This is a genomic window from uncultured Paraglaciecola sp. (assembly GCF_963977085.1).
Classification (GTDB): domain Bacteria; phylum Pseudomonadota; class Gammaproteobacteria; order Enterobacterales; family Alteromonadaceae; genus Paraglaciecola.
Genome location: NZ_CAXBNC010000002.1, coordinates 318,451 through 340,821 on the forward strand (window position 1 = coordinate 318,451; position 22,371 = coordinate 340,821).

The window sequence follows — 22,371 nt, forward strand, 5'->3', positions numbered from 1 at the left end:
TTAATGTTATCGGTATTAGAACAACTAACAGAGCGTGTTGAGCATCACTTAGCTGTTATATATCAGGATGTTGAGTTGAACACTCAGTATCCTGAATTATGTAAACAATTATTACGCACTATGCGTATAGACAGTGGTGAATTGTTGGTAGAGCCAAAACGTCATCATAATAATTGGGATCAAAGGGATGTCATGCTGATCACTTATGGCGATAGCATTGAAAAGCCAGGAGAAAAACCGCTGCACTCTTTACATCATTTCCTAAAAGATTATTGTGGGGATGCAATCAATAGCGTGCACTTATTGCCATTTTTTCCATACAGTTCAGATGATGGTTTTTCTGTTATTGATTATTCCAGTGTGAATGAATCTCTAGGAAGCTGGGATGACATAAAGGCCATTACACAAGACTATAGAGTAATGTCTGATGTAGTGATTAACCATTGTTCGTCTAGAAGCTTATGGTTTCAAAATTTCATCAAAGGTGAAGGCACTGGTAGCGACTTCTTTTATACAGCCTCTTTAGAAGACGACGTTTCTAACGTGGTTAGACCTAGAACCTCTGATTTACTTAGGTTAACCGAAACAAAAGACGGCGAAAAACAAGTTTGGTGTACCTTTAGTCATGATCAAGTGGATTTTGATTTCAGAAACCCTGCTGTATTGGATACCTTTGTTTCAATCATGCGCCAATATCTCGATATGGGGATCCGCATATTCCGTTTGGATGCCGTTGCTTTTCTTTGGAAAAAAATAGGTACAAGCTGTATTAACCTTGAACAAACCCATGAAGTGGTGCGCTTGTTACGGACCTTAATAGAACATGCGGTCAGTGATGCCGTTATCATCACCGAAACCAACATTCCTAATAGGCAAAATCTCACCTACTTTGGAAATGCCAATGAAGCACACGGCATCTATAACTTTTCGCTACCTCCTTTATTAGTGAATACTTTGGTGACTGGCTCTTGTAAACACCTTAAATCATGGTTAGGCAGTATGCCTCCTTCACAAAACGGCACCTTCTTTTTTAATTTTATTGCCTCTCATGATGGCATTGGATTGCGACCAGCAGAGGGACTATTGGAGGATCAGGAACTCACCGAGCTAGTGAATACTATGCAAAACTTTGGTGGCAGAATTTCTTGGCGAACCTCTGAAGAAGGCAAACAAAAAGCCTATGAAATCAATATTGCCCTTTATGATGCACTGCAAGGTACCACTAAAGGTACTGATAAATGGGGACTCGACAGATTTATATGTGCCCACAGTATAATGTTTGGGCTAGAAGGTATTCCTGGTATTTACATTCATAGTTTATTAGGTACGGGCAATGACTATGAAAGAGTCAAAAACACCAGCCACAATCGCTCAATCAATCGTCATAAATGGAATTATACTGAGTTACAGGAACAGTTAGCTGCGCCTTATAGTCAGCACAGTAAAGTACACGATAGAATGATTACCTTACTCAACATCCGAAAAAATCAACCTGCATTTCACCCTAGCGCGACTCAGTTTACATTGCAATTGGGCGAACAAATATTTGGATTTTGGCGTCAAAGTACAGACAGAAGACAAAGTATTTTTTGTATTTACAATGTGTCTGATGAGCCGCAAATCATTAGGCTAAGTGACCTTAACTTGATTGGCACAGACATGTGGTTCGATCTTATCAGCGGGCAAACCATTAGTTTAGAAGATTTGGAATGCCAACTGACTCCCTACCAATCTATGTGGATCTCAAATATTAGAGGTTAACTCCCCCTGAAATAGCCAACACTAGGCTTATGTAGCACATAAGCCTCACCCTATTCATTTGATTTTTATATACTTTATGCATTCCAATTGATATCTGTCTGGATCCAAAGACACATTTCAGGTAAATTTTTTCAACACATCCAATTACAGCCTACAAAATCATGATAACCAATTGTATTTAAATGACTTTTCGTTTTTGGCATGACCTTTGTAATAACACCTGCGAGTGAAGTTTCAGAGGGTAGTAATCAAAGAAAACCTCAGATAACTTTTTAAACTTCTCATTTTACATTTTTAAAAATCAGTTTTAACAGCAAACAGTTAATCAAAGCAGTTTGCTATTTAATTAAACTTGGTCGTTTTTAAACTAAGACAAAAAGGAGTCAATGTATGAAAAAGTTAATCCCACTATTCGCCCTGACGTTCGCATCTATGGTTTTAATCGCTGAAGAAGACTTAATAGCAAAATTAGACACTGATAACGATGGCCGAATTAGTATCCAAGAAGCCGCAGAAGATGCAGCGTTATCAGCAATGTTTACTGAACTTGATACCGATAAAGACGGTTACCTCTCACCTAGCGAGCTAGAAAATAAATAAAGTTTCAAATAATTTAGACGGATTTTTGCACACTAGTACAAATCCAATCCAACTAAATTTGATGTTTTAATTTAATATATAAAGGAATGACATTATGAAAAAATTACTATTAGCATCTGTACTTGGCTTTGCAACCCTTAGTGTATTTGCAGAATCAGAAGAAATGGCAATTCACCCATTAGATACAGACAAAGACGGATTAGTCAGTATTGATGAAGCAAAAATAGACACCACTTTAAGTGCCATTTTTGCAGAGCTGGATATCAACCAAGATGGCTATTTGTCACAATTGGAACTAGAAGTTAAAACTGAAAACGAAACAAACGAGTTTTAACCCTATTCCAATTAATAAGCCCGTAAACTTATATGATTTTACGGGCTTTTTTTATGCTACAACTCAACCGGCAATTCCATTTTAGCGCCCCATTCACTCCACGAGCCATCATAAACCGCTATATTTGCATAGCCTGCTTCAGTGGCAGCCAAAGCCAAAATACACGCTGTGACACCTGAGCCACAACTAAACACTAACTCTCTGTCTAGATTACTAACCAATTGAGAAAACATTAATTTTAGCTTGTTACTAGGTAGCAGGGTTGTACCTTGAATACATTCTGTAAAAGGTAGATTAACAGACTTGGGGATATGTCCCGAACGTAAACCTTTTCGGGGTTCTTGTTGGGTACCATTAAAACGCCCTGCACTTCTGGCATCTATTACAGTCATACTAGCTAATTGCTGGGTTATTTTCTCAGCACTGACAAAATAACAACTTTGGTATTGTGCTACAAAATTCCCTAATTTGGATGCAGAAACAAGCTTGGGTACACTTGGCATGTTCTGGTTTAACCAATTAGGTAATCCACCGTCAAGTACAAATACATTGTGATGACCCATAGACCTAAACATCCACCACACTCTAGGCGCACAATATATGCCTTTGTTGTCATAAATAACGATTAAGCTTTGCTTATCAATACCAAGCTTTTGTACACCATCTGTAAACTGTGCTTCGTTTGGCATGGTGTGTGGCAAGCTAGAATCAGGATCACAAAACACTTTTTCGAAATCAAAAAAAAGTGAATTAGGGATATAAGCCTCAGGGTGATTATCGCTTTCAGCTGTTACTGGGTTGTCCATTTGAGTGTACAACACCACCAGATTAGGCTGATCCATATGCGCTTTAAGCCAATCACTGGTGACCAAATTGGTGTTTGGCTGCATATTATATTCCTTAAAGATAGTGTGGATTCTGGAGTATTTTACTTTGCAGTCATTTTTATGACCAGTTATAAAATTTGCGTTCCCCCTGCACCAAGCCAGTGCCAATAGTCGTTTACAACTTCAATATATACCATAAATTAGCTATCAGACTTTATAAATATACATATTTTTCAATACGTTAACTAATAGACATCAAAATTGACTAGTTGGTCAAATATTTGCTTACTTAGATATATAGGTAAATTGTTTTCTATTAGGTGCACAAAAAATATGTTTTACAAAAATGAAATACTTTACGGATTACACGATAAACCCATAGTATTACATTGCGTCAACGCCGCCTTACAGCATGTTATGGCCTGTTTTATCGGTATTATTACTCCGACCCTAATAATAGGAACAACACTAGGGTTAACTGCAGAAATCCCTTATTTAATTAGCATGGCATTGATGGTGTCTGGAGTAGCGACATTTATACAAGCTAAAACTATTGGCCCTATAGGTTGTGGGCTAATTGCCGTGCAAGGCACCAGCTTTACCTTTATTAGTGCCTTATTGGTAGCAGGTTTATTGGTTAAGGGAAAAGGCGGCAGCAACGATGAAATTTTGGCCATAATGTTTGGGATTTGTTTTTGGGGAGCATTTGTAGAGATTATACTCAGCCGATTTATTGGCCATCTAAAGTCAATTATCACCCCACTTACCACTGGAATTGTGATTACAACTATTGGCATCACCTTAATTAAAGTGGGTATAACCGACTTGGCAGGTGGGTTTGGCGTCGCTGACTTTGGTTCAGTAGACAACTTACTATTGGGATTTACTGTATTAGTGATAGTGGTTGCATTAAATACCTCGAAACACCCCATGTTACGTTTATCGGCAATCTTTTTAGGTATGCTTGCAGGGTCTATTATCGCATGGTCGCAAGACATGTTGTCTTTCGATAAGATGCTGACCTTGCCTCTTTTTAGCTTTCCTGAACCCTTTAAATATGGCATTTCCTTTGAATTGGACGTATTTATTCCAGTTGCGCTAGTGTATTTTTTAAGCGCCATTGAAACCTCTGGTGATCTCACCGCCAATAGTCTTTTCTGCAATCAACCTATTACCGGGCCACTTTACATAAAACGTATTAAAGGTGGAATTTTAGCCGATGGCTTTAATTCACTACTGGCAGCAGTGTTTAATACCTTTCCTAACACCACTTTTGGTCAAAATAATGCGGTGATACAAATGACAGGTGTAGCAAGTCGCCATGTGGGGTTTTATATCGCTGGATTATTGGTGTTATTGGGGTTGTTTCCTGCGGTAGGGGCGTTCATTCTACTGATGCCAAAAGCCGTCTTAGGGGGAGCAACCCTAGTTATGTTTGCCACAATCGCGGTGGCCGGTGTCAAAATACTAACAACTGATGCTATTGATCGTCGTAAAAGTCTGATTATAGCCACTTCATTAGGTTTAGGCTTAGGCGTCATGATGGTGCCAGAGGCGCTAACTCAGTTACCACCATTGGCAGCTAATATCTTATCTTCCTCGGTTACCGTTGCGGGTTTCTGTGCGATAATTATGAGTTTGTTGATACCTGACAATAGTTCACAGCCGACCACCTCCCCAATATAGCAGTACGAGACATCAACTATGCAAAATCAGACCTTATGGCTTAAGTCACCCGCCGCGATATTCACAGGAAATAACCTAGACGCTACTAATGGCTTAGTTATCAAAGGCAATACAATTGTAGAATTAGTGCCATCGGGAATGCGACCCAAAACGGCAATCGATAGTTACCTTGATTGTAGTAATAAAGTCATTACACCTGGGCTTATAAATACACACCATCACTTTTATCAAACACTTACTCGAGCAGTACCCGGTGCGTTAAATAAACCCTTATTTCCTTGGCTTAAATATCTTTATCAAATATGGAAAAATTTAGATGAAGAGATGATCTACACAGCGACACAATTAGCGGGCTTGGAGTTGATGTTATCTGGCGCAACCTGTATTGCCGATCATCACTACGTATTTCCCACAGGTCTTGAACACGCCATAGATATTCAAGTAGAGGCTATTCATACCTTAGGATGCAGAGCAACACTCACTAGAGGCTCAATGAGTTTAGGAGAAAGTGCCGGAGGGTTACCGCCAGACAGTGTCATTCAAACTGAAGACACTATATTGCAAGATAGCCAAAGATTAATATCGAAATACCACGACACCAGTGCAGAATCTTACATACAAATAGCCTTGGCCCCATGTTCGCCTTTTTCAGTATCTACTTCATTGATGAAAGATACGGCCCAGTTAGCGAAAGAAAATGACGTTATGCTTCACACTCATTTGGCAGAAACTGAAGACGAAAACAATTTTTGTTTGCGTCAATTTGGCATGCGCCCGTTAGATTATTTGGAAAATTGCAATTGGCTTGGAGACAAAACTTGGCTCGCTCACGGGATCCACTTTAACCAAGATGAAATTAACCGCTTAGGCAAAGCTCAGGTGGGCATTGCTCACTGCCCCACCTCCAATATGTTATTGGCGTCAGGTATTTGCCCAACTGTTGATCTTGAAGCCGCTGGATGTCATTTGGGATTAGCTGTAGATGGGTCCGCATCAAACGATTGTTCAAATATGATTCAAGAAGTGCGTCAATCATTATTGCAGCAACGTCTGCGTTATGGCGCTGAAGTTATCACCGCAGAGCGCGTACTTGGTTACGCAACAACAGGTTCTGCAAAGGTATTAGGCAGACCTTCAATAGGGCAATTTGCTGTTGGAATGCAGGCCGACTTAGCCCTTTTTAGTTTAGATGAATTGCGTTTTTCTGGAGTGGGAAGCGCCCTTGATGGGCTGATTACATGTGGAGCATATCAAGTAGACAAATTGATGATTGCAGGGAAATGGTTGATAGAAAACACCGAGCACAGTTCAATCATCAGTGGGCAACTTATGGAAAAACATCAATTATTAGCGCAAAAAATTCTAGATAAAGGGATCCTTTAATTCCTTTATCTAGATTGACCAAGCACTTAGAAGGTGCAATTTAGTCCTTATTGGTTTGCTTTGGTGCGTTATAAAATTGGGCGCCCAATTACACCGGCAATTAATTTACCAGATTTTTTTTCTAAGTTTCGTAAATATCCAATGTTTTCAATGAATTATAGAATAGTTCCATTACCAGACCATTTGGACAAGATCTTGGCATTGTTCATGCAAAATCTTTCAACAAATCACTAAATTTTATTAAAAACTATACTATGCGTTGAATAGTCCACAGAGCCTAACGACAAATAGCAAAGCTACTACCTGGGATCACAAGAATGACAAAACAAAATTTTATAACTAATCCACTTGCTAAAGCTGTTGCTTTAAGCCTAGCCACTTTATTGCCATTTCAAGGCATAGCTCAAGAAGCGGAAGCAGAAAATCTCGAGCGCATTGAGGTAACAGGCTCATTAGGTAGCTTACCCGGACAGGATGTTGAAGCTGTTTTCGGCTTTGGTAAATCTATTCTAGAAACACCTCGTTCTGCTTCAACTATCAGTGAAGAGCAAATGGAGCGTTTTGCTATTAGTGATATTGATGAACTGGTGGCATTCGCCCCTGGTACTTATACTCAATCATTTTTTGGCGTGGCAGGCTCGTTGGATGTACGTGGTACACCCGGTGAAGCATACTTTCGTGGTGTTAAACGCTTAGATAACCCTGGTAACTACCCAACACCTATTGGCGCATCTAGCCGAATAGATATTGTACGTGGCCCAGCGTCACCTATTTATGGACCAGCCAAAATTGGTGGCTATTTAAATTTTAATCCCAAATCAGCCAGTGCCAGTCGCGGGCAATATCTAGCAGACAATGCTGGTGCGATTTCTTATACAGGCGGCAGCTGGGATAAAAGTGTGTTAACGGCCGAGATTGGTGGACCAACCTCAATTGGTGATAAAAAAGGCGGATTTTACTTATACGGTGAAGTTGAAAACTCTGGCAGTTACTACGACAACAGCGGTACAGATCAAACCATCTTACAGGGCTCGTTCAACATTGATGTAACTGACAATTTGCGCCTCGAAATGGGCGGCATGCATCATTTATACGATGGTAACCAAGTAGCTGGTTGGAACCGTTTAACGCAAGATTTAGTAGATAATGGTACCTATATTACCGGTACAGCTAAACCTTTAGATACTGATAGTGATGGTTTGATATCTCATGCCGAGTATGGTGCGGTAAATATAGCTGGAGCGGGTTACTTTTACCCCTATGCACCAGGTTTCACAGATGCTGATGCAACTGAACTGATGCAGTTAGATAACCCAGGGACTACCACATTAAAAGGCAACCAAACTCTGGTTTCTTCAGATGATGTATTACTCAACACCGTGGACACTTTGTATTTTGACATTATGTACTACACCGATAGCGGTTGGGAAATTAAAAACCAGTTGTTCTATGAAGCATATGACAACCTAAATGAAAATGCTTACGGCTTTTCACAAATGCATGACAGTTCAGTAATTGAAAATAAATTGGTTTTTGCCAATACATATGAGACTGATTCTTTTGTTGCTCAAGTACAGTTATCACCTTCAATTCGCCACACTGAGTTTATGCATGCTGACGATTTCACCTATGAATATTTTAACCGACGTGATTTAACTGGACCTTCTACGGCACTAGACAAACGTGAACTTTCCACTCGAATCAACGATAACTTTGATAATTATGATGTAGGTCACTATACCGATTTAGGTTTAGCCGCGATGACTGATCTCACGTGGGATTTTGGACTTAACATTGTACTAGGTGTGCGTTACGACAGCATAGATGTCAAAACCACTACTCGTGGCGATTTATTGTTAACTAAAGTACCTGTCGCGACTGCAGAAGACACCTTTAGTGGCACTTCATGGAATGCCAGTATTTCATATAAGTTTGACTTCGGTTTGATTCCTTATTACACCCAAGCGGAACAAGCGACAATAGTAGCGGGTCAAGGTGCTGAAATTGGTTATGGACAATTGATTGATGATGACGGCAATTCTTTCAATGGTGCATTTGATACATCAACACTCACTGAATTCGGTGTGAAAGGTTCGTTCTTGGATGATAGCTTATACTTTGCTATTGCTTCATATGAACAGGAAAGAACGGACTTTAATGCTCAAGCCATAGTGACTAATGCAACAACACTTAATGAAGGGACTGAGTTTGAACTACGTTGGGTAGTTGACGACCAATTAGTTGTTACAGCCGGTTATACCAATATGAAAGTGTATAATTTAACGGCTTGGAATAACGGTCAAGGTGGCTCACTATTCGGTTTCTTAGGCATTGAGGACTTAACAGGTTTAACGGATCCTTCCTTAGTATTAGGTGGTAACCCAATTGGTTTGACCCTAATTGCTAGCGCCGAAGATGGCGGAACGATTGAAGATGCCCGTAAGCAAGGTATTCCAGAAAACATTTACACTGCGACTGCCACTTATGACTTCCAAAATGGCTTTACCATTAACACTAGTATAATTCGTGCTGATTCAACCTACTCAGGCTTTTCCAAGAGTGTAACATTACCAGCCTACACACTAGTCAATGCTGGTATTTCTTATACGACAGATACCTGGTCAGCCAATCTTTCAGTTAAAAACTTAACGGATGAAAAATATTACCGTGCTAACTTCCCTGATTTATTTGGTGCACAAATTGTGTTGCCAGAATTACCAACCAGTTATCAAGCGAAGTTCAGTTATAAGTTTTAATTAACTTTTATAAAATTAATATTTAGGGTAAATATGTGATGTATTTACCCTTTTTTATTGGCAGAAATTTTATGTTTACCCATTTGTTAAAAATCACTCACCTTGCTGGACTCACACTGTTATTGTTATCTAGTTGTTCCCCTCAAGAAGCATCAGTATCGCAGCATACTAACGCCCCTGCCCCCATAGAAATAAAAGTAGTAGTAGTCACTATGTTTGAAATTGGTGCCGATGAGGGTGATAAACCAGGTGAATTTCAGCTATGGAAAGCAGGCCAAAAGCTCGACACTTGTTTACCTTTTGCGGTTTCACACCATGATATTTGTATTAACACAGAAACAGGTGTATTGGGCATAGTCACAGGTATGGGCACGGCTAAAGCTGCAACAGCCATTTTGGCATTAGGCTTAGACCCTAGATTTGATTTAACCCATGCCTACTGGTTAGTGGCAGGGATCGCCGGTTTTGACCCTGCTGATGCTTCAATAGGATCTGCTGCTTGGGCGACTTGGTTGCTTGACGGGGATTTAGCCCATCAAATTGATGCCAGAGAAATACCTGATAGCTGGGATTCTGGCTATTTTCCCTTGTTTACTACAGATCCATTGCTAGAAAAGCAAACTATAGATCCTAAAAAAATTAATAGACACGGCCAATCTTCAAATGGAGAAGTCTATCAACTTGATCCTCAGTTAGTGGATTGGGCTTACGCACTCACTAAAGATATTGAGCTAAATGATTACCCGCAAATGCAGGCACTGCGAGACAAGTACACAGGTTATCCTAACGCACAAAAATTGCCCTTTGTATTAAAAGGCGAACATTTGGCTGCATCCACTTTTTGGCATGGGGATTTATTAAATCAATGGGCCAATAACTGGACCCATTATTGGACGGCAGGACAAGGTAATTTTGTCAGTTCAGGTATGGAAGATACTGGCAGTTACCAATCTATGATTTATCTAGACAAAGTGCAAAAGGTCGATAAATCGCGTTTTATGGTGGTGCGTACAGGCAGCAATTATTCTGCGCCTCCCAAAGACTTGAGTGCTATCGAAAATTTACGACTAGAGAGTGGTGAAAATGGCTATGCTGGCATGCAATCTGCCCTTGAATCTGCGTATTTAGTAGGCAGTAAAGTGGTGGATACTATTGTTGCTAATTGGTCGACTTTCAAAACAACCATGCCTTACGACGTTGACGGCAATACCACAAAAGTGGCGCAACAACGGTTTACAGTAAACAATAAAAGTTCTACCTCAATCAGTGAACTTTCCAGTACCGCCAACAAAGGTAAGATGACTGCAAAACAATTGGCAGAAGCTTTAAACTTAGAAGCCCATGTTGAAGGCGGATATTTTCGACAAACCTTTAAAGCAGATCACCGCCCTACTATTGCCACTGAAAATGGTGAAAGAGTGACAATGACCAGTATTTATTACCTGTTAAGTGCAGAGTCACCTATTGGACATTTTCATATGAATCAATCAGATATCATGCATTATTTTCATATGGGCGACCCAATTACCTACTATATGCTTAATCCTGACGGTAGTTTGCAGCAAACTATTTTAGGACCAGATCCAACAAAAGGGCAGCAGATGCAAATGCTGGTTAAAGGTGGTACATGGAAAGCTTCAAAAATTCCTCAAGATGGACAATATGGATACGGGCTAATAGGGGAAGCAGTAGCGCCTGGATTTGACTATGCAGATATGCAGTTAGGTAAAAAGGCTAACTTACTTAAACAGTTTCCTAAGTATACCCAGCTCATTACTGAACTCAGTCGCGACTGATGAACTTTATTAAGCCATTGGACTCCTACAAACATTGCCACTTAATTTACTTATTTAAAGTCGAGTAAACATATGAAACATCTGTGTATTCCAGTTGTCGCCATTTTGGCATTGTACGTTGCTAACAGTGACGCTCAAGAGAGAAAACCTCTCAATTTTATGAATGAACAATTATCGGAACAGTTGCTGAATCAAACTTTGGCATTGAGTGATTCAAAATTGATAAAAGCTCAGGCTGAACTGTTACGTAAACACTATGAAGCACTCATCCAAAGCGGATTTAGTAAAGACGAAGCGCTTCAGCTTGTTGTTGCAATGGCATCGCAAGATAAGCGCTAGTGGTTCACAAGTAATATAAAAAAACGGCTCATAGAGCCGTTTTTTTATATTACTATTTTAACAAAATCCTAATTTTTTTTGTCTTGAATGTTAGCTGTTAAATTCAACTCAGTGTCTTCTGTTAAAAGCTCTATAGGCGCACTTCTCACACACATCGACTTGTTAGCGATAATTCTGCAACTGCCTTTATACAATTTTTTACCTAATACATAAGCACAATCACTTGCAAGGGCTTTGTCATGGCAAACCTGTATCGCCTTAGTATTAGCATGTCCTTCATGGGCACTTAAATTCAGTGACAACCCAAGCAGGGTTGCGACAAGCAAAACCCTTAGGTTATTGTGACCTATCATTGTTTCGCTCCCTGCTCTCCATGGTAACAACCAATAAACATGTTTTCTGCAGCACTGGCTGAGTGGTAATGATAGCCTCGGGTATCGTCGCTGTGACCACGGCATTCATCGAGATCAAACTCTTCTTCACCTGCCGCATCTCGCATAGCAAAAATACCATATCCGTCTAGTGCGTAACCTAATAAGCTGGCATGTCCATCGGCTTCTGAAAGTGTTTCAGTACAGCCTGTCGCTGCATGATAATGATAACCTTCAAAAGGATTAACATGACCACCACAATCATCGAATGCAGCTATAGTGTTGGCAGCCAGAATGGCGTCTACAGGCGCTGCAGGTGCGAACACTACTCCGTTTAACGTTACCCCTAAATCATCATTTCCAATGTTCTGTGGATTATTTAAAGGCACAGGCGTTGTAGGGATCAAAAAAGTAGACGATATCCCACCATCGTAATAATCAATTGAACACACCACACAATGGTTTTGATACTCTTCAGCAACATCTGGTCTTGCGGCTGCTTCACAGGCCACTTGGCTGTCAGTTATATTGACGTCACCCGTTGCAGGGTCGTACAACAACCAACTAGAACCATATAAAGAATCTAAGTTTTTAATAAACTCGCCGCTAATGTCATACACTTCGCCATTACCGTCGAACCAAATTCCTCCTTCTGACGCATCAGACGTAATATTAGGTGGACAAAACGGGCCAATTTCAGCATTAGCCGGTACACCCGCTATGCTAATACGATAACAAGTGGTGGCGGTACCACCACTCAATGTGCAATTCTCGGTTGTCACCGACTCAATGAGTGCACCGTCAACAAAGAGTGCTGGGTCTAAACCAATCTGGGTATCACTAGTAGCGGTATCACCGTCATCAATGACCACCTCATCACTTGAATCGCTGGTACCACATCCAACTACACTAAATAGCGATACCAGCGCTATTGCTACTACACTCATCGATTTGTTAATTGTCATCTTTACACCACCACTTGCAGCAAATTCATTACTAAGAGGTACAAAGTTACGCTCAGAATGTGCAAATAACGTGTAAATACTAAGCAATAAAAAAGGAAATGCAGTTAGTCGCTGTTAATTTTTGTTAGCCACTGTTGTTTTTGTGCTGCTGGCATAAAACTGGCGTTGAAACTGTTTTTCACTAACTGTTCTAAATGATGTTTCTCTATAGGTAAATGATCGATGATTGCAAAAAAATTATCATTTAAATAACCACCAAAATAACTAGGATCGTCGGCATTAATAGTCGCCATCAACCCTAAGTCGAGCAATTCTAAAAGATTATGCTCTTGCATGTGTTTAAACACTTTTAATTTAGTATTAGACAAAGGACACACTGTAAGTGGGTGTTGTGACTGCATAAGAAACTGAATCAATTCTGGATCTTCTATGCTACGCACACCATGATCGATGCGATGCACATCTAAGGCGTTAAGTGCACCCCAAACATATTCAGCTGGACCTTCTTCACCTGCATGAGCCACTCGCTTTAAGCCGAGTTCTTTAGCCATACTAAACACTTGGGTAAATTTTTCAGGTGGATTACCTAATTCACCACTGTCTAGCCCAACCGCGATGATATCCTTTAGGTAAGGAGTAGACGCTTCTAAGGTTTCAATAGCACTTTGTTCGGGTAAATGCCTCAAGAAAGACATAATTAATAAACAAGATTGTCCCCATTCTTGCTCAGCTTTTTGTATGGCTCGTTTAAAACCTGGCATAAACACATCAAATCCAATTCCCCGCTCAGTATGGGTCTGTGGATCAAACATAATTTCCACGTGCACAACATTATCTTCTTTACATTTGCACAAATAATCCCACATCAATTGATAAAAATCGTCTTCATCCTTTAGTACCGATGCGCCAAAGTAATACAGATCTAAAAAACTCTGCAGATTATCAAAATTATAGGCCGTTTTTACCTCTTCAATTGTTGCATAGGGTAATGCAACCTGATGTTTTTCTGCTAAGGCCATCATTAACTCAGGCTCTAAGGATCCTTCAATATGCAGGTGTAATTCTACTTTAGGTAAATTTGCAACCCATTTTTTCAAGTCATCTTTGGTCATTTTTTCACCTGCTTAGTATTCTATTTCTATGATTATTATTGTTCCTACTTGCACCAAAATAAGTAACTTAGCTAAATCTTGGTGCAACACTGACTATGTTAGTCTTATATTGTTGATTTATTTACATCAAATCAAAGGGCTAGTGTAAAAATATATAAATGTTTCTTCACGTCAGATACCATCTAGCCTATGTTACCAGCATAAATCAGACCAAGGCCAGACTAGATGGTCAGCTTATTGCAGTAAACCTATAAATTAAAATTACAAAAATGATGTCACATCAAAACCAGAGCGTTAAATATGTCTAATTTTCTTGATCACTTTTTTAAACTTAAAGAAAAAGGTACCAACCTTAAAACTGAATTTATTGCCGGTTTAACCACCTTTGCTGCTATGTCTTATGTGTTGGTAGTCAACCCAAGCATATTAAGTGCTGGGGGTATGCCAATAGCTGGACTTATCACAGTAACGGCCATAGCGGCATGTCTGGGTACCTTATTAATGGCCTACATGACCAACTATCCCATCGCAATGGCGCCGGGAATGGGACTCAATGCCTTCTTTGCATTTACCATTTGTTTAACGCGTGAAATCCCATGGGACGCAGCCTTAGGCATAGTATTTTGGAATGGTATTTTATTTTTAATCTTGTCACTTACAGGTGTTAGAACCAAAATCGCCGAGGCAATCCCCGCAGCCCTTAAAATTGGGGTACAGTGTGGTATTGGACTATTTATTGCGTTTATTGGTTTAAAAAATGCGGGATTGGTTATCGATAATCCTGCTACCTTTGTTTCTATTGGTGATCTGTCAGAGCCTGCAACCTTGTTAGCCTTAGCAGGAATCATCTTGACCATAGTATTAGTCATTAGAAAAGTGACTGGCGCTATTCTTATTTCTGTCATTGTATTGAGCATAATAGGTACATTTATTCCTGTTGGAGACGGGTACCTCACTCAACATACCGATCAGTTTATTGGTCTACCTGACAGTATTAGCAGTACGTTTTTTGCTATGGACATCATGTACCCCATTGAGAATCTTGCAGAAACTTGGGATCTCATCTTTGCCCTACTCTTTGTCAATATGTTCGATACTATAGGCACCCTAATTGGCGTATCTCGTCGAGCAAACCTCTTAAATAAAGAAGGTAAATTACCTAAAATGGGTAAAGCCATGACTGCAGATGCCGTGGCAAGTGTTATGGGTGCAGCCATTGGTACCTCACCTGTTACCTCTTATGTGGAATCAGCCGCTGGTGTCTCAGCTGGTGGCAGAACAGGACTGACGTCAGTATTTGTAGCCTTATGTTTTATGTTGGCCTTGTTCCTCACGCCCCTCATGAAAGTGATCCCACTAATGGCAACTACCCCCGCACTGATCATGGTGGGAATCCTTATGATGGACTCCTTCAGACAACTCGACTTTGACGATTTAACTTCACTCGCCACTGCTACAGTTGCCTTGCTGGCTATGCCGCTCACCTTCAGCATCAGTGAAGGTATTGCCTTAGGTTTTATTACTTATGTCGGTATTATGCTGGGCACAGGACGCTATAAACAAGTCACTTGGATCACCTACATCATGGCAGCGGTGTTTGTATTGCGGTACATGTTAGATTTGAAATAGCTTCTAGCTTCTAGCTTCTAGCTTCTAGCTTCTAGCTTCTAGCTTCTAAAAATTTTAAAGTTTACAATTTAACTAACAATAAAAAGTCGCCTCAATATTTAATTGTGGCGACTTTTTTGTTGCTTACCTTTAACTATTATTCCGATTAAAATCTACCGTGACTTGATAACGCCCATGAACATCCGCTATTTCATAAAACCAACCATGGCGTTTAATAATCTTTTCGCTAAGCTGTAAACCTAAACCATAACCACAACCAAACGCAGCCTGTTTAACATTTGTTTCAGAAATAGGCGCAGTACTATCAGCATTGTCATTACAATTAATAATAGTCACACGACTGCCCTGCTGTTTAATAAAGACTTGCCCATGCTGTGTATGTTGATAGGCATTTCGAATAAGGTTACTTAATACAATATGGCAGGCGGTCGCTTCGACATTCACGACAAAGTCTTCACTGTCTATATTCACTTTAACGTTTTTAGCGTTCAGTAAATAATCAAGATCTGCACATAATTGTTTAATTTTTTCATATAGATTTATCGGTTCTTGAGTAACCTCTTGTTCATCATTACGGCTAAGCCAAAGTAAGGTGTCTGTTAAGTTACTCATGGTTAAACCAGCTCGCTGAATTCGCTGCAAGGTCAGTTGCTGTTTTTCACATAAAGGCGTTTTTTCACTAAGCCGTTGCAATAAGTCAACATTGCTACGAATAACTGCAATAGGCGTGCGTAACTCGTGGCTTGCATAACTTAAAAAATGTTGCTCTCGCTGCAAACTTTGATGAGCAGAATTTAAACTACTTTGCAGCAAAGACGCTAACAGATTTAATTCATTGTAGGTAAAATCCGGAAGCGGTTTTTGCAGATTATCTTGTTTTAGCGATTTAGCCCAATGTTTCAAAGATTCCACTGGTTTAGCGATTTTTTGCATTATCATCACTAAAAAGAAGGTGAACAAGCCAATCGCGGCCACACCTGTAAAAATGATTAAATATAAACGTTTTTCTGGCGCAGATGAACCAACAATAACAGGTCGATCTTTCTCGAGCATTACCCTAGAAATAAACCTTTTTTCACCTTGAGGACTGTAAAACAGAATCACAAAATATATATTCTCAGGCACAGCAAAAATAGATGACTGTTCTTTTATTTTTTGCAGTTTTCCCACTTCAGTGGGTGGTGATATAAAACGCTGTTGAATAATATCAGGCGTATCTTGCCAACGATTTGATACATTAAAGCCAGCGATATTTTTGGGTTCCCCCTCTTCAACGTCTACTGATTTGGCTAGATCACTCATGACAACACTGAATCCTTTATCGAGGCCATCAATAAAGTAATGCACACTCAATAGTGAAAAACCAACCGCCATCACTGAGCCTAGAAATACCACACTGAAAAACAAATACAGCCTAATACTTGGCCTAATTTTCATTAGGAACTTCCTTCAATATGATCTTTAACATCTACTTCACTGTTCTCTTTAATTTAATAGCAAAACCTATACCTGACAACGTTTCTAGCGTAATACTAGCCGTTGCGGTTTCGAGTATTTTCCTCAAATGATAAATATGCACTTTTAAGCTATTACTATCGGGTTGTTCATCCCCCCAAACAGTTTGCATGATTTGCTGGCGACTCAGCGCTTGTGGACTCACTCGCACTAAGGCCTCCAATAATTTAAAGGCGATAGGCGAGAGCTTCAATGTTTGGTGTTTTATCAGTGCAGTGTGCTGATTTAAATCTAGTGTCAAATCACCTAATATTAAGCGTTTTACTTCGCCACTGCGGCGTTTCGCAAGTACTTGTACACGGGCCACTAGCTCCTTCATAGCAAAAGGCTTTGCGAGATAATCATCACTACCGGCAGCAAACCCTTGCAACTTATTTTCAAGCGTATCCCGCGCCGTAAGCATCAGAATAGGAATGTCTAACCCCCTATCTCGCAATGTATTACATAGGGTCAATCCATCCATTTTGGGCATATTGACATCGAGTATTATCATTTGGTAACGGTGACTTTCTATTAAACTTAACCCCATAAGCCCATTACTCGCATGATCACACTCTATTGACTCAATTTCGAGATAATCAACAATGGTTGTAGCAAGATCAATATCATCCTCAACCAGCAACACATTCATCATTTTACTATATTCCAATTGACCTTTCGGCCGAAAACAAAGCAAGGATTAAGTACCATGTTCAAAACAAGCTTAATCTTCACTTGATACAATGACATTTTCTGCCACACCACCACCTAACACACGGTACAAAGTAATGCGATTATCGAGATCCGTCAATCTTGTGGTTATCAGGGATTGCCTTGCACTATACATAGTACGCTGCGCTTCTAGGGCATTTTGAAAACTATCCACTCCACCTTCATAACGCGCTAACGACAAGTCATAACTGCGACTCGCTGCAGCCACTAGGGCTTCTTGAGCGTGCAACTGTTGTTGAATCGTTGCTCTGCGTGCAAGGGCGTCAGCCACTTCGGAGAAAGCATTTTGAATGGCATATTCATAAGCCGCCAAATATTTACGTTGTTGCGCTTTGGTGTATGCCAAATTCGCTTCATTCGCTCCACCATCAAATATCGGAAGAGTTAAACTAGGCGCTATGCTCCAAATTGAGCTAGCGCCACCGCTAAAAATATCTGCCAAAACCGAACTCGCCACGCCACCGGTTGCCGTTAATGACAATGTCGGAAAAAACGCCGCTCTCGCCACTCCTATATTCGCATTCGCTGATTTTAGGTTATGCTCAGCCGCTAATACATCAGGGCGTTGTAATAGCACTTCAGAAGACAACCCCGCAGGCACATCAGATACCAAACTCTGGCTTTCAGGTAACCCTACTGGCAATAAGTTGTCATCAAATTGTGCACCAACCAATAACTGTAAGGCATTAATATCTTGGGAAACTTGGGTTGTATAACTAGCCATGTCTGAACGAGCATTATAATAAACTGTTTCAGCACTGGCCAAGTCTATTCTAGAGTCGACTCCTAGCTCTAAGCGTTTTTTAGTGATGTCCATGGTTTTTTGGCTATTAGCCGCGGTTTCTTGGGCTAAACTAAGTTGATTTTGATCTGCAGCTAAGGTTAACCAAGCATTTGCAATTTCACCAATTAGCGTGATTTTTGTTGCTTTGGCGGTTTCTTCGCTGGCTAAATAAGCCTCCATTTGCACCGTATTAAGGCTACGAATTTTACCAAACAAATCTATTTCATAACCACTTAAGCCAGCCTCGGCTTCATAAGTGGTAGCAATATTTCCAGATGACGACTTAGTACGATTTCCACTTAGCCCAGCATTTAAATTCGGATATAAATCCGCCTTTTGAATCCGGTAGGTCGCACGAGCCGCGTCAACAGCAGCAAGGGTTTGCTGCAAACTTCTGTTACTACTGAGTGCCAGTTCGATGATCTGCACTAAACGGGGTTCTTGGATAAAACTTTGCCATGGCACCTCCATGGCTTGTTGGTCAGACAAACCTTGAATTTGAGTACTGGGTTGATTCTCCCATTGATTTGATACTGGTAATTTAGAACGAGAATAATCTGGCGCTAAAGTGCCACAACCTGCCAATATTAACGCCCCAACAATAGATAATAACTTAGCACTAAACACAGTCTGTGATGAATTAATCATGAGCATTCTCCCTTGTAGGTGCCGCAACGTCATAAACCGGGCGCCTCTTTGGGAATAAACCGCGAATTAACACAAAAAACATAGGCACCAAGAAAATACCTAAAATTGTTGCAGTTAATGTCCCCCCCACTATACCAGTACCTATTGAAATACGGCTATTTGCGCCCGCTCCTGATGACAATGCCAGTGGTAAAGTACCAAACATAAAAGCTAAAGAGGTCATAATAATCGGACGTAAACGTAATTTTGCCGCTTCTAATGCAGAACCTACTAATGACATGCCTTTTTGATAGGACACCTCAGCAAACTCAACAATCAAAATCGCATTTTTAGACGCCAGACCAATAGTGGTTAACAGCGCCACTTGAAAATAAATATCATTTTCTAATCCGCGCATTGAGCTAGCTAATGCCGCTCCAACTAACCCTAATGGAATAACCATAATAACTGAAAACGGCACTGCCCAACTTTCATATAAGGCTGCGAGTGCTAAAAACACCACCAAAATAGAAATGGCGTACAGCATGCTTGATTGCCCGCTAGAAAGCTTTTCTTGATAAGATAAACCACTCCATGCGTAACTTAACTTACCTTGACCTACTTCTTCAGTTAAGCGCTCCATTTCTGCCATGGCTTGGCCCGAACTTACCCCACTAGCAGAAGCCCCCTGTATTGAATAAGATGCAATTCCGTTAAAACGAGACAAGCTTTGTGGCGCATTCGACCAAGAAGTGGAGCTAAACGCTGAAAATGGCGTCATGGTGGTTTCACCGTCTGCATTCACACCGCGAACATGCCACTCATTAAGATCTTCTGGTTTCGAGCGATATTCAGCGTCACTTTCCACATACACTTTTTTCACCCGGCCATTGTCTACAAAGTCATTGACATAAGACCCCGCCCAGGCCGAGGTTAACGTTGAGGACACATCCGCCAGCGACAAACCAAGGGCTGTGGCCTTGCCGTTATCAATATCAATCTTGAGTTGAGGGGTATCACCTAGGGCACCTTCGCGAATACTGGTGAGTAACTCACTTTGTCGCGCTTTATTTAGCAGTTCGTCTTTCAATTGTGTTAACTCTTCACGGCTTGTGCCTGTGGCAGCCTGCAATTCAAAGGTAAAACCATTACTTTGCCCTAACCCTCGTATAACAGGTTGTTGCATAGCAAAAATACTTGCATCACGAATAGTAGAGAGGTTTTTATTCATGCGTGCAATTAATGCATCGGCACTTTGATCCTCGTCGGTACGTTCATCCCAAGGCTTTAACCCTACAAATCCCATACCCGCATTTTGTCCGCTACCAGAAAAGTTAAAACCAGAAATAGAAAACACTCGCTCAATATCCCTTGTTTCTTGGGTCAAAAGGTATTCTTCTACTTGCTGGGCTACAGCCCGTGTCCGTTTAATAGACGCGCCATTAGGCAAACTAATTTGAAACATAGTACTGCCTTGGTCTTCTTGGGGTAAGAAGCCCGTTGGCATACGCACAATCAGTAAACCCAATATCCCAATAATAACGCCGTACACTATTATCCAGCGCACTTTACGGCTAATGATATGCTCCACATGCCCTGTATAAGAGGCGGTCATACGGTCGAATATACGGTTAAATCCAGCAAAAAAACCTTTACCTTGTTTACTATGTGTAGTTTTGGTCAGTAAGCTGGCACACAACATCGGGCTAAGGGTTAAGGCGACAATAACCGAAAGTGTCATTGACGATACAATAGCCACAGAGAATTGTTTATAGATAACCCCAGTTGAACCACCAAAAAACGCCATAGGTAAAAATACTGCGGATAACACCACCGCAATACCCACCAAAGCACTACTTATTTCTGACATGGACTCAATGGTCGCATCCCGCGGAGATAAGTTCTTCTCGCGCATCAGTCGCTCGACGTTTTCAACCACCACTATTGCATCATCTACCAGTAAACCAATGGATAGCACAATACCAAACATAGTCAGAGTATTAATGGAAAACCCAAAGGCTGATAACACCCCAAAGGTACCGAGCAATACCACTGGTACCGCGATTGCAGGTATGAGTGTGGCTCGCCAGTTCTGTAGGAATAAGAACATCACTATCACAACCAGCACCACTGCTTCCACTAAGGTTTGTACCACTTCGCTGATTGAAATTTTGATGAAATCAGTACTATCACGAGGAAAGGTTACTTTGTAGCCATCTGGTAAGTTTTTAGAAAGCTCGGCCACTTTCTCTTTTACTCGAGTTGCGGTGTCTAAGGCATTGGCCCCAGGCGACAGCATAACGGCAATACCCGATGCCGGATGGCCATTTAAACGGGGAATAGCATCGTAACTTGCACTGCCTATTTCAACTCGCGCAACATCACTCAGGCGCACATTGGCACCGCTTGCGTCATATTTCACGATAATATTACGAAACTGTTCAGGAGTAGACATCATTGACTGCGCCGTCACAGTGGCATTGAGTTCTTGGTCAGCTAAAGAAGGTATCGCGCCAATTTTACCCGCAGGTATTTGCACATTTTGTGCAGCTAACGCCTTAGTAATATCAGAGGGCATTAACTCATAGGCTGCCAATTTAGTGGGGTCTAGCCAGATACGCATGGCATACTCTGACCCAAATACCCGCGTATCTCCTACTCCATTAATTCGTGCCAGCTCATTTTCTATGCTAGATGAAATGTAATCTGCGATATCAAATGAAGAAACCTGATCCGTAGAATCGTAGATCGCAGTCACTAGTAAAAAGTCACTATTCGATTTGGTTACTGTTACCCCTTGAGTTTGTACTGACTCAGGAAAGCGAGAGGTAACTTGCTGTACTTTATTTTGTACTTGAACCTGAGCGTAATCTGGATCAGTACCTTGTTCAAATGTAATGTTTACTGACGCCCCCCCATCTGAGGTGCTGGATGACGAAAAGTATAACAGGCCATCTAGACCAGTTAATTGTTGTTCGAGTATTTGGGTAACACTATTCTCAACGGTTTGCGCATCTGCACCTGTATAACTAGTTTTAACACTGATAACGGGTGGAGCCACACTTGGGTACTGCGCTATCGGTAAGGACATAATCGATGCAATACCAGTTAACATTATAATGATCGAAATAACCCAAGCAAAAACAGGGCGGTCGATAAAAAAACGGGCAAACAT

Annotated in this window: 17 protein-coding genes; 9 read left to right on the forward strand and 8 right to left on the reverse strand. The window is 40.8% G+C overall.

The features are described from left to right. Positions 1–3: 3 nt before the first annotated feature. The 3 genes from AAC000_RS03920 to AAC000_RS03930 all read left to right on the forward strand — a co-directional run bounded on the left by AAC000_RS03920 (position 4) and on the right by AAC000_RS03930 (position 2,695). Positions 4–1,761 (forward strand): sugar phosphorylase, encoded by a 1,758-nt coding sequence (locus AAC000_RS03920; protein ID WP_339720266.1) that lies wholly within the window; start codon positions 4–6, stop codon positions 1,759–1,761. Between the two features lie 390 nt (positions 1,762–2,151). Then, on the forward strand, positions 2,152–2,361 hold the full coding sequence (locus AAC000_RS03925) for an EF-hand domain-containing protein (RefSeq protein ID WP_339720268.1): 210 nt from the start codon (positions 2,152–2,154) through the stop codon (positions 2,359–2,361). A gap of 94 nt (positions 2,362–2,455) precedes the next feature. Then, positions 2,456–2,695 carry a hypothetical protein gene (locus AAC000_RS03930; protein ID WP_339720270.1) on the forward strand — a complete coding sequence of 80 codons (240 nt, stop codon included), beginning with the start codon at positions 2,456–2,458 and terminating at the stop codon, positions 2,693–2,695. 56 nt (positions 2,696–2,751) lie between these two features. Here AAC000_RS03930 and AAC000_RS03935 read toward each other — a convergent pair whose 3' ends face one another. Then, positions 2,752–3,585, reverse strand: coding sequence for a rhodanese-like domain-containing protein (locus AAC000_RS03935; RefSeq protein ID WP_339720271.1), 834 nt, complete (start codon positions 3,583–3,585; stop codon positions 2,752–2,754). 270 nt (positions 3,586–3,855) lie between these two features. Between AAC000_RS03935 and AAC000_RS03940 the strand changes: the two genes are divergently transcribed. The 5 genes from AAC000_RS03940 to AAC000_RS03960 all read left to right on the forward strand — a co-directional run bounded on the left by AAC000_RS03940 (position 3,856) and on the right by AAC000_RS03960 (position 11,482). Then, the gene (locus AAC000_RS03940) at positions 3,856–5,208 is read left to right on the forward strand and encodes a nucleobase:cation symporter-2 family protein (protein WP_339720272.1); all 1,353 of its coding nucleotides are present in this window, start codon (positions 3,856–3,858) and stop codon (positions 5,206–5,208) included. A gap of 18 nt (positions 5,209–5,226) precedes the next feature. Continuing rightward, on the forward strand, positions 5,227–6,591 hold the full coding sequence (locus tag AAC000_RS03945; RefSeq protein ID WP_339720274.1) for an 8-oxoguanine deaminase: 1,365 nt from the start codon (positions 5,227–5,229) through the stop codon (positions 6,589–6,591). A 317-nt stretch (positions 6,592–6,908) separates the two neighbouring features. Beyond that, positions 6,909–9,347, forward strand: a complete 2,439-nt coding sequence (locus AAC000_RS03950) for a TonB-dependent receptor (protein WP_339720276.1) — start codon at positions 6,909–6,911, stop codon at positions 9,345–9,347. A gap of 71 nt (positions 9,348–9,418) precedes the next feature. After that, positions 9,419–11,143 carry a cupin domain-containing protein gene (locus AAC000_RS03955; RefSeq protein ID WP_339720278.1) on the forward strand — a complete coding sequence of 575 codons (1,725 nt, stop codon included), beginning with the start codon at positions 9,419–9,421 and terminating at the stop codon, positions 11,141–11,143. 72 nt (positions 11,144–11,215) lie between these two features. Next, the gene (locus AAC000_RS03960; RefSeq protein ID WP_339720280.1) at positions 11,216–11,482 is read left to right on the forward strand and encodes a hypothetical protein; all 267 of its coding nucleotides are present in this window, start codon (positions 11,216–11,218) and stop codon (positions 11,480–11,482) included. Positions 11,483–11,550: 68 nt separating this feature from the next. Here AAC000_RS03960 and AAC000_RS03965 read toward each other — a convergent pair whose 3' ends face one another. The 3 genes from AAC000_RS03965 to AAC000_RS03975 form a co-directional block, all read right to left on the reverse strand. Beyond that, positions 11,551–11,835 (reverse strand): hypothetical protein, encoded by a 285-nt coding sequence (locus AAC000_RS03965; RefSeq protein WP_339720282.1) that lies wholly within the window; start codon positions 11,833–11,835, stop codon positions 11,551–11,553. Next, positions 11,832–12,818, reverse strand: coding sequence for a YHYH protein (locus AAC000_RS03970; RefSeq protein WP_339720284.1), 987 nt, complete (start codon positions 12,816–12,818; stop codon positions 11,832–11,834). Before AAC000_RS03970 ends, AAC000_RS03965 begins: the two co-directional genes overlap by 4 nt. A gap of 104 nt (positions 12,819–12,922) precedes the next feature. Beyond that, on the reverse strand, positions 12,923–13,930 hold the full coding sequence (locus AAC000_RS03975) for an adenosine deaminase (RefSeq protein WP_339720286.1): 1,008 nt from the start codon (positions 13,928–13,930) through the stop codon (positions 12,923–12,925). A gap of 300 nt (positions 13,931–14,230) precedes the next feature. Between AAC000_RS03975 and AAC000_RS03980 the strand changes: the two genes are divergently transcribed. Further along, entirely contained in the window at positions 14,231–15,559 is a 1,329-nt protein-coding gene (locus tag AAC000_RS03980; RefSeq protein ID WP_339720288.1) for an NCS2 family permease, read from the forward strand. Between the two features lie 129 nt (positions 15,560–15,688). Here AAC000_RS03980 and AAC000_RS03985 read toward each other — a convergent pair whose 3' ends face one another. The 4 genes from AAC000_RS03985 to AAC000_RS04000 form a co-directional block, all read right to left on the reverse strand. Next, positions 15,689–16,996, reverse strand: a complete 1,308-nt coding sequence (locus AAC000_RS03985; RefSeq protein WP_339720290.1) for a HAMP domain-containing sensor histidine kinase — start codon at positions 16,994–16,996, stop codon at positions 15,689–15,691. 31 nt (positions 16,997–17,027) lie between these two features. Continuing rightward, entirely contained in the window at positions 17,028–17,708 is a 681-nt protein-coding gene (locus AAC000_RS03990) for a response regulator transcription factor (protein ID WP_339720292.1), read from the reverse strand. 69 nt (positions 17,709–17,777) lie between these two features. After that, entirely contained in the window at positions 17,778–19,217 is a 1,440-nt protein-coding gene (locus tag AAC000_RS03995) for an efflux transporter outer membrane subunit (RefSeq protein ID WP_339720294.1), read from the reverse strand. Beyond that, positions 19,210–22,371, reverse strand: a complete 3,162-nt coding sequence (locus AAC000_RS04000) for an efflux RND transporter permease subunit (protein WP_339720296.1) — start codon at positions 22,369–22,371, stop codon at positions 19,210–19,212. Before AAC000_RS04000 ends, AAC000_RS03995 begins: the two co-directional genes overlap by 8 nt.